This is a genomic window from Citromicrobium bathyomarinum (assembly GCF_021021475.1).
GTDB lineage: Bacteria > Pseudomonadota > Alphaproteobacteria > Sphingomonadales > Sphingomonadaceae > Alteriqipengyuania > Alteriqipengyuania bathyomarina.
The window spans coordinates 13317-26744 of the sequence record NZ_JAINWL010000002.1 but is presented as its reverse complement, the minus strand read 5'-3'; the positions used below and the strand labels follow the sequence as shown (position 1 = coordinate 26744).

The window sequence follows — 13428 nt, the reverse complement described above, 5'->3', positions numbered from 1 at the left end:
CGGCTGTCACTGGGCAAGATCGGCCATCGCAACCGAACCGGGCGAGTCGTTCTGCTGCACCAGCAGCTTGTCGATCTTGCGCCCGTCCATATCGACGATCTCGAATCGCCAGCCCTGATGGGTGAACACCTCGCCCTCCTCGGGCAGATGCTTGAGCACGGAGAGCGCAAATCCGGCGGCGGTGGCGAATTCGCGATCCTCGCCATAATCCAGCGCCAGCCGGTCGCCGAGCGATTCGGCGTCGAGACTGCCGGAGATCAGCAGCGATCCATCCGCGCGCTCGATCACCTCGGGTATCTCGCCCTGATCCTTGTCGCTTTCGAACTGGCCGACGATCGCGGTCAGCAGGTCGATCGGGGTCACGATCCCGTCGAGATGCCCGTATTCGTCGTGGACCATGGCCATCGCCACTTCGGCCTGCTGCAGCACGCGCAGCGCGTCCATCGCGTCGAGCTGGTCGGGCACCACCTCCACGCGCTTGGCCAGGTCGGTCAGCTTGAACGGCTGGCCTGTCAGCATCGCGGCAAGCACTTCGCGCACCTTCACCACGCCGACAACCTTGTCGGCAGAGCCTTCCGCCACCGGCAGCAGCGAGTGCGGCGTGTCGCCGATCGTCGCCTCGATCTCGGCCCGGTCGGCATCGGCATCGATCCAGTCGAGCTCGGTGCGCGGGGTCATCACTTCGCGCACAGGGCGATCCGCGAGCCTGACCACGCCTTTCAGGATGGCGCTCTGGTCAGCCTCCAGCACCCCGCTGCGGGTCGCCTCGGCGAACAGCATCTGCAGTTCCTCGGCGGTGACGCTGTTCTGCCCCCCCGGACGCACGCCGAACAGGCGGACGATCGTGGCGGATGAAAAGTCGAGCACCCACACCACCGGCGCGGCGATCCTCGCGAGCCATTTCATCGGCTGCGCCATGACCATCGCGATCCGATCGGCCGAGCGCAGGGCGAGCTGCTTGGGCACCAGTTCGCCGATCACCAGGCTGGCATAGGTGGTCAGCACGATCACCAGGATGAAGCCGACCTGCTCCGCGCGGTCGGCCGACAGCCCCAGCGGATCGCCGATTCGTTCGCCCACCGGGCCGCCCAGGCTCGCGCCGGAGTAAGCACCGGCAATGATCCCGACCAAGGTGATCCCGATCTGCACGGTGGAGAGGAACTTGCCTGGATCGCCCGCCAGCTCCAGCGCGGTTGCCGCGGCAACGCTGCCGCCCTCCGCCTTGGCCTGCAGGCGGGTGTGCTTGGCCGAAACGATCGCCAGCTCCGACATCGCGAAGACGCCGTTGAGCACGATCAATCCGGCAATGATGATCAGGTCTGTCCAGGGGAAAGGTGTCACGGTGCCTGCCGCGCTAGCACAAATCTTGCGCCACGCCAGCCGTGAACCGGCTTGTGCAGGCCGCCGGGAACAAGCGGGAAGCGGGCGGCGTTGACGAACCGGCTAGCGTGGGTGGGACGCGAAGCCCCCCACTTGCGCCCGAGGGGGCGCGCATAAAAAACCACAAAGGGATACCAAGTTCATGAAAACCCCCCGTCTTATTCTCTCGTCGGTAGCCATTGCGGCGCTGGTGAGCACCTCCGCCTGCGTTACCGACCCCAATACCGGCGAGCAGAAGGTTTCGCGCACCGCGATCGGTGCGGCAGTCGGCGGCACGCTGGGCTATTTGCTGGGCGATATTATCGGCGGCGGCGCGGCCCGTATCATCGGAGCCGGCATCGGCGGTTCCGCCGGGGCGGTGATCGGCGACCAGTTCGACGACCAGATTCGCGAGCTTGACGAGCAGACCGCCGGCAGCGGCGTCGATGTCGAGGAAATCGGCGATCAGGACGCGATTCTCGTGCGCCTGCCCGACGGCGTGACCTTCGCTACCAACTCGGCGAACATCAATCCGAGCTTCCAGCGCACGCTCGACACCGTGGCGCAGAGCATGATCCGCTACCCCAACTCGCTGATCGACGTGTACGGCTTCACCGACACCACCGGCAGCCCGAGTTATAACCAGCAGCTGTCCGAACAGCGCGCCCAGGCGGTCGCCAATTACCTCGTCTCGCAGGGTGTCTCGCGCGCCCGCATCGCGACCCGCGGCTATGGTGAAGACCCGCAGTACCTGCGCGTTCGCACCGGCGACAACGTGAACGAGCCGCTCAACCGCCGCGTTGAAATCAAGATCGTTCCGATCAGCCAGGAAGAAGTGGCCGCCGCGCGCCGCTGATTTCTGCCGCTACGGCATCGAATACCAGGAGGGCCGGCGCAGCGATGCGTCGGCCCTTTTCTGTCGCCCGCGCTATCGGGCCTTGCTCTGGGCGAGCAGTTCGCGCGCCCGCGGGCCGAAATGCTCGATCGCCGGTTCGCGCAGCGTGGGCGCGCATACCAGCAGCCCGAAACTGCGCGGGTCGCGCTTGTTGTATCCCAGCGGCTGGCCGAAAATATCGCTCACCGAAGCGCCTGCCTCGCGCGCAATCAGGGTCGCAGCGGCAATGTCCCACTCGTAGCCCCAGCGCATGGTGGCCAGCAGGTCCGCCTGTCCCGCAGCGACCATCGCGGCGCGCAGGGCGATGCCATTGGGCTGCTCGACCTTGGTGAAGCCGCGATCGTCTTTGGCCAGATCATTGGCGGGAACCCGCGCACCATCCAGCTGTTCGCGCCGCGATGTGGCGAGCGCCTCTCCGTTGAGGGTCGCGCCGCGTCCTGCCGTGGCCCGCCAGCTTTCCTCGCGCGCGGGCGCTTCGAGCGCGGCAATCAGCGATCTGCCCGAGGATACCAGCGCGACCGATACCGCCCAGCCGCTGCGCCCGCGGATGAAGTCGCGGGTGCCATCGATCGGGTCGACCACCCACACCAGCCGGTCGTCCAGCCGCTCCGCATTCTCGGCGCTCTCTTCGGAGAGCCAGCCCGCGCTGGGCAGCAGGGCCCCCAGTTCGCGCTTGAGGAAGGTGTCGACCTCCAGATCGGCTTCGCACACCGGATCGTTGGTCCCCTTGTCCCACACTTCCACGCTGTTTCCCGCGCCGGGCCAGCGATTCATGGCGATTCGTCCCGCTTCGCGCAGGATGGCTTCAAGGCGGGGATAGTCGATCATAACTGGCACTTGGCATGTGCGTCCGGTTCTCGCCCTTTTCAAGCGGGCGCATCCATGCTTAGGCGCCCCACGAATACCTATATCACGCTGTCAGCCACGAAGGACGCACCGCCCCATGAACATTCACGAGTATCAGGCCAAGGAACTGCTTGCCGAGCACGGAATCGCCATCCCCAAGGGCATCCCTGCGATGAACGTCGAAGAAGCCGTCGCGGGTGCCAAGCAGCTGCCCGGCCCGCTCTACGTCGTGAAGGCGCAAATCCATGCCGGTGGTCGCGGCAAGGGCAAGTTCAAGGAACTGGGCCCCGACGCCAAGGGCGGCGTACGCCTCGCCAAGTCGATCGAAGAGGTGGAAGAGGCCGCGCGCGAAATGCTCGGCAACACGCTGGTCACCGTGCAGACCGGCGATGCGGGCAAGGAAGTGAACCGCCTCTACGTCACCGACGGGGTGGATATCGCCAAGGAATACTACCTCGCGCTGCTGGTCGACCGGGCAAGCGGCGAAGTCGCCATCGTGGCTTCGACCGAAGGCGGGATGGACATCGAAACCGTCGCGCACGAAACGCCCGAGCGGATCACCACCATCACCATCGACCCGGCGCAGGGCTTCATGCCGCACCACGGCCGCGCGGTGGCCTTCGCGCTGAAGCTGGAAGGCGACCTCAACAAGCAGGCGCAGAAGCTCTCCAAGCAGCTCTACGAAGCCTTCCTCGCCTATGACTGCGCGATGCTCGAGATCAATCCGCTGGTCGAGACCGAAGACGGCAACCTGCTGGTGCTCGACACCAAGATGAGCTTCGATTCGAACGCGATGTATCGCCAGAAGGAAGTCGAAAAGCTGCGCGACGTCACCGAGGAAGACGAAGCCGAGGTGGAAGCGAGCGAATACGACCTCGCTTACATCAAGCTCGACGGCAATATCGGCTGCATGGTCAACGGCGCCGGCCTCGCCATGGCGACGATGGACATCATCAAGCTCAACGGCGCGTTCCCGGCCAACTTCCTCGATGTCGGCGGCGGCGCCAACAAGGAGAAGGTGACCGCGGCGTTCAAGCTGATCCTCAAGGACCCGGCTGTCGAAGGCATCCTGGTCAACATCTTCGGCGGGATCATGAAGTGCGACGTGATCGCCGACGGTATCGTCGCGGCGGCCAAGGAAGTGAACATCCAGGTTCCGCTGGTGGTTCGCCTCGAAGGCACGAACGTCGAAAAGGGCAAGGAAATCCTCGCCAATTCGGGCCTCGCGATCGTGCCCGCAGACGATCTGGGCGATGCCGCCAAGAAGATCGTGGCCGAGGTCAACAAGGCCAAGTAAGCCCGGACCCATCATTCGGTGGGGCGATCAGCAAAGCGGGGCGCGGGAGGAGACTTTCGCGCCCCGTTTCTCATTGCGCTCCATTGCTGGGTGAGAGTCTAGAAGATCCCGCCGCTAGCCGCGCCGCCGCCTCCCCCCATCAGCACCTTGGTCACGACGACGTAGAACGCCGCGCCGCTGCCCAGAAACGCGATCAGCATCAGCAGCCCGTCACGCACGGTCAGCGCGATGCCGAATGCCGCGATTACCGCCATCGGCAGGACGACTGCAAAGGGCAGCAGTTCGAGCGGTGGCACTGCCAGACACAGCAGCGCGATCACCGCTGCGGCGATGCGCGCCGCGGTCGGTCCGGTGAAGACCTCCAGCCGCCCGTGGAAGATCTTGTCCAGCCACGCGCCGACCTTCTCCATATCCTCCGCCGCGTTGGCGAGCTTTTCGCCTTCGACCGAGCGGTTCTCGAGGAAGCCGGGCAGCCATAGATGCTGCTTGCCGAACACCAGCTGCACCGCGATCAGCAGCAGCGTGACGGCGAGGAAGGTCGGCACGCCCGGAATCCCGCCGACAGGCGATATGCCGATCAGCGCGGGCACCAGCAGAACCGGGCCATAGGACCGGCTGCCGAAGGATTCGACGATGTCGCCAATCGTCGCCCGGTCGTTGCGATCGCCGATATCGGTCAGCCGATCGAGAATGCCGCACACGGTCTTGGGGGTATCCGCCATGATAGTCCAAACCCCCTGCGGTGCGACGGTTCCGTCGTGTTGTCAGATGATTCGCAGGCGCTTGGCCATAGGCGGGGGAGGCGCGGGGGCGGCATACCTGACGCTACGCTCTCGCGGCGCACCGAACACGCCCTTGACGGCGCTGTTTCCGGAACGCAACACCGCCCGCAGCCATTGGAACAAATATAGCATTCCGCGGCCCGGCGAGCCCTCGCCGTGCCATCCACGCGAAAGGACAACCGATGAAAATACTCGTGCCCGTCAAGCGGGTGATCGATTACAACGTGAAGCCCCGCGTCAAGGCGGACGGCTCCGGAGTCGACCTCGCCAACGTCAAGATGAGCATGAACCCGTTCGACGAGATCGCGGTCGAAGAAGCGATCCGGATCAAGGAAGCGGGCAATGCCGAAGAGATCGTCGCGGTCTCGGTCGGCCCGGCAAAGGCGCAGGAAACGCTGCGTACCGCGCTCGCCATGGGTGCGGACCGTGCAATCCTTGTCGAATCCGATGAAGATCTGGAGCCGCTCGCCGTCGCCAAGATCCTCAAGGCGATCGTCGAGGAAGAACAGCCCGGCCTCGTACTGCTGGGCAAGCAGTCGATTTCGGACGACAGCAACCAGACGGGCCAGATGCTCGCCGCACTGCTGGACCGGCCGCAGGGCACCTTCGCCAACACGATCACGCTCGAAGGCGATTCGATCACCGTGAAGCGCGAGATCGATGGCGGCCTCGAAACGGTCAAGCTGACCCTGCCCGCGATCGTCACCACCGACCTTCGCCTGAACGAGCCGCGCTACGCCTCGCTGCCCAACATCATGAAGGCCAAGAAGAAGCCGCTCGACACCAAGAGCCCGGCCGATTTCGGCGTCGATACCGCGCCGCGCCTCAAGACGCTCAAGGTCTCCGAGCCGCCGGTCCGTCAGGCTGGCGAAAAGGTCGAGGATGTCGATGCGCTGGTCGCCAAGGTCAAGGCGCTCGGGATCGCCTGATTGGGGCCTGCGCCCGCTTAGAGATATTGAGGTAAGAACATGAAAACTCTGGTTCTGGTCGAACACGACAACACAGAAGTGAAGGACGCGACGCTGGCTGCCGTCACCGCCGCGTCCAAGCTCGGCGAAGTGCACCTGCTGGTCGCTGGCGCAGACTGCGCGGGCGTGGCCGATGCCGCCGCGAAGATCGCAGGCGTGGGCAAGGTCCACCTTGCGGACAACGCCGCCTGTAAGGACATGCTGGCGGAGAATATCGCGCCGCTCGCCGCCAAGCTGATGGCCGATCACGACGCCTTCGTCGCGCCCGCGACCACCACCGGCAAGAACATCGCGCCGCGCGTCGCCGCGCTGCTCGATGTGATGCAGATTTCCGAAGTGATGAGCGTCGAAGGCGACAAGACCTTCACCCGCCCGATCTACGCGGGCAACGCGATCGCCACGGTCGAAAGCACTGAGGACAAGCTGGTCCTGACCGTGCGCGGCACCGCGTTCGACAAGGCCGAAGCCGAAGGCGGCAGCGGCACTGTCGAGACGGTCGAGACCACCGGCAATGCGGGCACCTCCGAATTCGTCAGCCGCGAACTCGCCAAGAGCGAGCGCCCCGAACTGACCAGCGCGAGCGTGGTCGTGTCGGGCGGCCGTGCGCTGAAGGACGCGGAGACGTTCGAGGAATACATCACGCCGCTGGCCGACAAGCTGGGCGCTGCGATCGGCGCGAGCCGTGCGGCGGTCGATGCGGGCTATGTCCCCAACGACTACCAGGTCGGCCAGACGGGCAAGATCGTCGCGCCGGAAGCCTATTTCGCGATCGGCATCTCGGGCGCGATCCAGCACCTTGCCGGGATGAAGGATTCCAAGACCATCATCGCAATCAACAAGGACGAGGACGCCCCGATCTTCCAGGTCGCGGACATCGGCCTGGTCGCGGACCTGTTCAAGGCAGTGCCGGAACTGACCGAAAAGCTCTGAGGGCTCAACGCCTTTAAGGTTACAGGAGAGCCCCGCCCTTGTGGCGGGGCTTTTTTTGCGCGCCCCGGCGACGCGGCGGGTCAGAACGCCTGCGTGATCGCGTGCAGCGTCACGCCGACCAGCCCGCCCACCAGAGTGCCGTTGATGCGGATGAACTGCAGGTCCCGGCCCACCGCGCTCTCGATCCGGTCGGTCACCGTGCCCGCGTCCCACCGCTTCACGGTGTCGGACACCAGCGCGACGATCTGCGCGCCATAGCGTGACGTCATCCCGACAGCCGTACGTCGCGCGAAGCGGTTGATCTGCCGCTGGAGGCGCGGATCGTCCTGCAAGGCCTTACCCAGTTCGCGCAGAGCCTCGCGCAGGTCGTTGCCCAGTCCGCTGTTCGGATCGCGCGCGCGGGCAATCAGCGAACGCCGCATCCGTTCCCACACGCCCATCCACCAGTCGGCCAGCGCCGGGTTTTCCAGCAGGTCCATCTTCACCGCCTCGACCCTGGCCTGCATCTCCGGATCCGTCTTGAGCTGTGTCGCGAGTTTGATCAAAGCCGCGTCGATCTTGCCGCGCATCGGGTGGTCGGGATCGACCAGCACTTCGGCCAGCAGGCGGTACACTCCGTCGAGCACGGAGCTGGAGATACGGCTGTCGAGCCCGGTCCAGCGCAGCACCGAATTGGCGCGGCTGCGGATGATCTCGCGCACCGCCTCCTCGTTGTCCTCCAACGTCAGCCCGGCCCAGCGGATCAGGCCGTCGAGCAGCGGACGATGGCGGCCGTCGGCGATCAGGTTTTCGAGCAGATTGCCAAGCAGCGGAGCGAGCTCAATTCTGGACAACTGGCTGGCGAGCCCCGCGCGCACCCGCAGGCCAAGCCGTTCGGGGTCGAGCGATTCGAGCACTTCTGCCGCCAGCTCCGCGCCGCCGCCCATGAAGCGCGAGCGTTCGCCGCCTTCGCGGTTGACCAGGAACTCGCCCGCGTTCGCCGCTACATTCGTCCGCCGCATCCGCCGCGCGACGACCGATGGGGTGAGGAAGTTGGCGCGAAGGAACTGCGCCATGGTGTCCGCAATCCGGTCTTTCTTGCGCGGAATGATCGCGGTGTGGGGGATCGGTACGCCCAGCGGATGGCGGAACAGCGCGGTCACCGCGAACCAGTCGGCCAGCCCGCCAACCATAGCCGCTTCGGCAAAGGCGTGCAGGTAGCCCCAGAACGGATGTAGATCGAGGTTGATCTCCGCCACCACGAACACGCCCGCCATGGCGAGAAGCAGGCCGGTGGCGGTGCGGCGGATCTGCCGGGTTTGGTCCAAAGACGATCCTACAATCAGCCGGTTGTCTCTCATTCGCTTATACATCGACGCGGAGACGAACCTATCTCCGTGCTGGTATAAGGAAACACCGGATGTCGAAAATCATCAAGAAAAGCCTGGCTTGCGCTCTCGTACTCGGCGCTGTGACGACCCCGACTCTTGCGATGGCGCAGCAAGACGTGCCGGATATCTGCACCCGCGAAGCCCGGACCTACAGCGAATGGGTCGCACAGATCTTCTTGTGCCACTGATCGCTCCATACAAGCAGCTTGCTTAATCGGAGGATGGGGCCGCGACACCGGGGGTGAGCGCGGCTCCTTCCTTCGAGGCGGCGTTGATCGAGAGCATCTTGCGCAAGGCGGGGCCGACCCGCTTTTCGAACCCGTCGGCAAGGCTGAAACCAGCCGGCACGATGAGCAGGGTCAGCAGCGTGGAAACCACCAGCCCGCCGATCACCATGGTGCCCATTGGCGCGCGCCATGCCCCATCGCCCGATCCGAGCACGCCCGAAAGCGCAGTGGGGATCATCCCGGCGGTCATCGCAAAGGTCGTCATGACGATCGGCTGGGCGCGCTTGTGCCCCGCATCGATGATGGCATCCATCTTGTCCTGACCATGGGCCATCGCCTCGATCGCGAAGTCGATCAGCAGGATCGAGTTCTTTGACACGATCCCTAACAACAGCAGCACGCCGATATAGACGGGCATCGATTGCGGCTGTCCGACCAGCCAGACCAGAAAGATGCCGCCCAGCGGCGCGAGCGCAAGGCTGGTCATGTTGACCAGCGGGCTCATCAGACGCTTGTAGAGCAGCACCAGCACCGCGAAGACCAGCAACACACCGGTCGGAACCGCGATCGCGAAGTTCGTCATCAGCTCGTTCTGGATTTCTTCCTCGCCCACGGCATCACGCGTCACACCCGCAGGCAAATCCTGCAGCACCGGCAACTGTTCGATCTGCGCGCGCGCCTCGCCCGTCACGACGCCTTCGGCGAGGTCGGCACCGACCAGGATGCGGCGGCTCTGGTTATAGCGCTGGATAGCGGTCGGCCCCGAACCGAACCGGATATCTGCGACCCGGCTGAGGGGAACGGTCCCCCCGCGAAGGGTCGGCACTGGCAGGTTCTCGATCGTGGTCAGGCTCTCGCGCGAGGCTTCGGGCAGTTTCACGCGGATCGGAATCTGGCGATCCGACAGCGAGAACTTCGCCGCGTTCTGCTCGATCTCACCCAGAGTCGCGATCCGGATCGTCTGACTCAGCGCGATCGTCGAGACGCCGAGATCGGCGGCCAGATCGGGGCGGGGCTCGATGATCAACTCGGGTCGGGAAAGGTCGGCGTTGATGCGCGGGGCGACAATGGTTTTCAGCCCCTTCATCTGCTCGACCAGCTGCGATGCCGTTTCCTGCAATACTTCGGGATTCGATCCGGCGAGCATCACGGTGATGTCACGGCCGCTCCCGCCACCGCCGCCCTGCTGCGACTGGAAGCGCACGCGGGCGTCGGGAATGGTGGCAAGCAGGGGCGCGAGCTGCCGCTCGAACTGGATCGAGGTTCGTTCACGATCGGGCGACAAGGTGATGTAGATCGTCGCACTGCCCATCCGCACGCGCTCCAGCGCACGCTCCACCTCGGGCTGTTCGTACAGTAGCGTGGCGACCCGGTCTGCGACCGCTTCGGTATCTTCCAGCGTCGTACCCGGGACCATTTCGATCTGGACCTGGCTGTTGTCGCTGTCGACATTCGGCTGAAACTGGCCGGGCACGCTCATGAACAGCTGCACGGTCAGAAGCAGCGCGAAATAGCCGATCATCAGCATCCACACGCGATGGTCGTAGAAGCGCGCCTCGAGATAGCGCCACACTTCGCGGGCGCGCGGGCCGAACACCGCGCTCAGCAAGCCGAGCAGCTTGAGCACGATCCAGCCGGCGGCGAAGGCGATCGCGGCGGCCAGCGCCATCTGCACAATCCCAACGATCCGGTTATAGAATGTGCCCGCCACGGACTCGGGTGAAGAGGCGACCGCGCCCCCCACCTTCTCGGCAAGACCCAGCCCGCTCAGCGCGCCGTTCACGCCGAAGAAGGCCACGGCGGTCACCGCAATCAGCACCAGCGCCGTCACCAGCAGCGCCGGCAGGTAGGCAAACCGCTTTTTCGGGGGTTCGATGCCTTCACGACGACGGAGCATCTTGCCACGTTCGAGCGTCCAGTGGAGGATGCCCATGTAGCGGTCCATCATCGGGCCCTCACCATGGCTGGCATGGCCCTTGGACTTCAGGAAGTAGGCCGCGAGCATAGGCGTGATCATGCGGGCGACCGCCAGCGACATCAGCACCGCAACCACCACGGTGATCCCGAAGTTCTTGAAGAACTGTCCGGAAATGCCCGGCATCAGGCCGACAGGCAGGAAGACCGCGACGATGCAGAAGCTGGTCGCGACCACCGGCAGACCGATCTCATCCGCCGCATCGATCGACGCCTCGTAGGCGTCCTTGCCCATTCGCATGTGTCTGACGATGTTCTCGATCTCCACGATCGCATCGTCGACCAGCACGCCTGCCACCAGCGCGAGCGCCAGCAAAGATAATGAGTTCAGGTTGAACCCGAGCAGATCCATGAACCAGAAGGTCGGGATCGCCGAGAGCGGGATAGCAACTGCGGAAATGAACGTCGCGCGCCAGTCGCGCAGGAAGAAAAACACCACCACGACCGCGAGCAAAGCGCCCTCGATCATCATCGCCATCGAGCTCTCGTACTGTTCCTCGGTATACTTCACCGTGTTGAACAGCTGGATGAAGTGGACGCCCGGGTTTTCCGCCTCGATCTTCTCGATTTCCTCAAGCGCGTCATGGAAGGTCGAAACATCGGACGCGCCCTTGGCACGCGACATGGCGAAGTTGACGACTTCCTTGTCGCGGACCTTGCTGATCGAGGTCTGCTCGGAATAGCCGTCGCGCACGGTCGCAACATCGGCGAGCTTGATCGTGCGCCCGTCGCCGAGCTGGATCTGCTGCTGCGAAAGGGCATAGGCGTCCTGACTATTGCCCAGCACGCGCACAGACTGGCGCGTGCCACCAACCTCGGCTGCACCGCCTGCGGCATTGAGGTTGTTCTGCCGCAGCACACCGTTCAACTGGCTGGCGGTGACTCCGTAGGACTGGATGGCTTGGGGATCGAGGATCACCTCGATTTCGCGATCGACCCCCGCGAAGCGATTGACCTCGGCCATGCCTTCCACGCCGAGCAAGCGCTTGGCCACCACATCGTCGATGAACCAGCTGAGCTGCTCCAGCGTCATGTCGTCGGCTTCGACCGCGTAGATCCCCAGGAAACCTCCGGAAATCTCTTCCTTCGAAACGCGTGGTTCGAGGATTCCGTCGGGCAGCGAGCCGCGAACCGTATTGATCGCGTTGGTCACTTCGGACACCGCATCATTCGGATCGGTGCCGATCTCGAATTCGATGAAGGTGCTGGAATTGCCTTCCGACGCGGTCGAATTGATGTTTTTCACGCCGTTGATCGAGCGGACCGCGGATTCGACCAGTTGGGTTATCTGGTTCTCGATCTCCGTCGGCGCCGCGCCGGGCTGCGAGATATTGACGTTGACCGCAGGGAATTCGATCTCCGGGTTGTTGACCACGTCCATCCGGCTGAAGCTGAGCAGACCCGCCAGCAATAGCGCAGTAAAGAAGACCAGCGGAATGACCGGGTTGCGGATCGACCAGGCGGAGATGTTGCGGAAGTTCATCGTGCTCAGTCCTTCTGCGCGACCGGGTTCACCCGCTCGCCCGGATTGAGGAAGCCGCCTGCGCGCAGCACGACCTGCTCGTCGCCCGACAGACCACCGGTGATCGCGACCCCGCGCGAGGTGATCATGCCGGTTTCGATCGCGCGGCGGACGACGGTGTTGTCCGGGCCGACGATGTAGACATAGCTGCCCTCGTCATCGGCAAGGACCGCGCTTTCGGGCAGCAGCGGAGCAACCGTGGTGCCGCTGCGAATGGTTGCGGTTGCAAAGCCGCCGGGCCGCAGACCGGGTGCGTACTTCAGTGCGATCCGGGCGACTCCCTGGCGGCTCTGCGCGTCGACGGTCGGCTCGATCTGCCAGATCTGGCCGGTATAGGTCTCGTTCGATCCGACCGGAGAGACCTCTGCCGGGATCCCGACAGACAGCTTCTGCAGTTCGTTTTCGCCAACCTGCGCGCGCAGTTCCATCTGGCCACCTTGGGCAATCACGAAAACCGACGGTGTGCCGCCGCCCACCGTTTGCCCGGGCTCGATATTGCGTTCCAGGACAAGGCCCGATGCGGGCGCGACGATGTTGAGCCGCGCGTTGCGCTCACGCAGCTCGCCCAGCTGGGCCTGTGCCACCGCAACCCGTGCACGGGCTGCATCGCGCGTCGCGGTCAGACGGTCGACATCGGCTTGCGAGACGAACCCGCGCTCGACCAGCTGAAGCGCACGGTCGAGATTGCTCTGGGCCAGCTCAGCGTCGGCCCGGGCGACCTGGATTTGCGCGGCCTGTGCGCGCGCCTGCTGGTTCTGGACAGAGCGATCGATCGAAGCGAGCACCTGCCCGGCATTGACCCACTGGCCCTGTTCGACGTTGACCGAAACGACCCGGCCGCCTTCGCCGACCACGCCGACGGGGAGCGAACGCCGCGCGGCGATGGTGCCGGTCGCGGTGATGGTGCCCTCGATCGCGCCCCTGCCCGGCTTCATGACCGTGATGTCGGCCGCCTGGGAGCCCGCATCGACCGGGGCCGGGGCCTCGTTGGTCGAGCTGAGGTAGAACCAGCCGCCAATAAGCAGCGCGACCACGACGACCGCCAGGATGATGACAATGCGTGTCCGCCCACCCTTCGATTCACTGTCTGGAGTGGTCGTGTAGGGGTTGCTCATCCTGCCCTCATTTTCGTCGTGTCCGACCGTCGGCTGATAATTCATGTTCGGTCCGTTCGCACTGGCGGTTGCTTCGCCTCTCCGACGCAGGTCGGGGGCGATCTATCGATCCGGACTTGCCTTAGGGCCGCTATTCGCAACCG

Annotated in this window: 11 protein-coding genes; 5 read left to right on the top strand and 6 right to left on the bottom strand. The window is 64.7% G+C overall.

The annotated features are described in order from the left end of the window. Positions 1-6: 6 nt before the first annotated feature. A complete protein-coding gene (locus K7H93_RS07965; protein ID WP_230783198.1) occupies positions 7-1341 on the bottom strand; it encodes a hemolysin family protein in 1335 nt (444 codons plus the stop codon). Between the two features lie 181 nt (positions 1342-1522). Between K7H93_RS07965 and K7H93_RS07960 the strand changes: the two genes are divergently transcribed. Further along, the gene (locus K7H93_RS07960; protein ID WP_054525475.1) at positions 1523-2215 is read left to right on the top strand and encodes a YiaD family glycine zipper/OmpA-like lipoprotein; all 693 of its coding nucleotides are present in this window, start codon (positions 1523-1525) and stop codon (positions 2213-2215) included. A 72-nt stretch (positions 2216-2287) separates the two neighbouring features. On the opposite strand, the gene K7H93_RS07955 is transcribed toward K7H93_RS07960, so the two are convergent. After that, positions 2288-3082 carry a 3'(2'),5'-bisphosphate nucleotidase CysQ gene (locus tag K7H93_RS07955; protein WP_230783197.1) on the bottom strand — a complete coding sequence of 265 codons (795 nt, stop codon included), beginning with the start codon at positions 3080-3082 and terminating at the stop codon, positions 2288-2290. 115 nt (positions 3083-3197) lie between these two features. On the opposite strand from K7H93_RS07955, the gene sucC reads away from it, so the two are divergent. Further along, on the top strand, positions 3198-4397 hold the full coding sequence (sucC, locus tag K7H93_RS07950) for an ADP-forming succinate--CoA ligase subunit beta (RefSeq protein WP_010235565.1): 1200 nt from the start codon (positions 3198-3200) through the stop codon (positions 4395-4397). A 98-nt stretch (positions 4398-4495) separates the two neighbouring features. Here the strand turns inward: sucC and K7H93_RS07945 are convergent, their stop codons facing one another. Beyond that, entirely contained in the window at positions 4496-5119 is a 624-nt protein-coding gene (locus tag K7H93_RS07945; RefSeq protein ID WP_230783196.1) for an exopolysaccharide biosynthesis protein, read from the bottom strand. Between the two features lie 242 nt (positions 5120-5361). Between K7H93_RS07945 and K7H93_RS07940 the strand changes: the two genes are divergently transcribed. Beyond that, a complete protein-coding gene (locus K7H93_RS07940) occupies positions 5362-6108 on the top strand; it encodes an electron transfer flavoprotein subunit beta/FixA family protein (RefSeq protein ID WP_010235569.1) in 747 nt (248 codons plus the stop codon). Positions 6109-6147: 39 nt separating this feature from the next. After that, on the top strand, positions 6148-7077 hold the full coding sequence (locus tag K7H93_RS07935) for an electron transfer flavoprotein subunit alpha/FixB family protein (RefSeq protein WP_230783195.1): 930 nt from the start codon (positions 6148-6150) through the stop codon (positions 7075-7077). A gap of 80 nt (positions 7078-7157) precedes the next feature. Here K7H93_RS07935 and K7H93_RS07930 read toward each other — a convergent pair whose 3' ends face one another. Continuing rightward, positions 7158-8417 (bottom strand): DUF445 domain-containing protein, encoded by a 1260-nt coding sequence (locus tag K7H93_RS07930; protein ID WP_230783194.1) that lies wholly within the window; start codon positions 8415-8417, stop codon positions 7158-7160. Between the two features lie 59 nt (positions 8418-8476). Here K7H93_RS07930 and K7H93_RS07925 point away from each other — a divergent pair, with 59 nt between their 5' ends. Continuing rightward, positions 8477-8635 carry a hypothetical protein gene (locus K7H93_RS07925; RefSeq protein WP_010235577.1) on the top strand — a complete coding sequence of 53 codons (159 nt, stop codon included), beginning with the start codon at positions 8477-8479 and terminating at the stop codon, positions 8633-8635. A gap of 22 nt (positions 8636-8657) precedes the next feature. On the opposite strand, the gene K7H93_RS07920 is transcribed toward K7H93_RS07925, so the two are convergent. Continuing rightward, positions 8658-12131: an efflux RND transporter permease subunit gene (locus K7H93_RS07920; RefSeq protein ID WP_230783193.1), complete on the bottom strand. Its 3474-nt coding sequence runs from the start codon at positions 12129-12131 to the stop codon at positions 8658-8660. Positions 12132-12136: 5 nt separating this feature from the next. After that, complete coding sequence (locus K7H93_RS07915) at positions 12137-13330, bottom strand: efflux RND transporter periplasmic adaptor subunit (RefSeq protein ID WP_420840378.1); 1194 nt, start codon at positions 13328-13330, stop codon at positions 12137-12139. Positions 13331-13428: the final 98 nt, after the last annotated feature.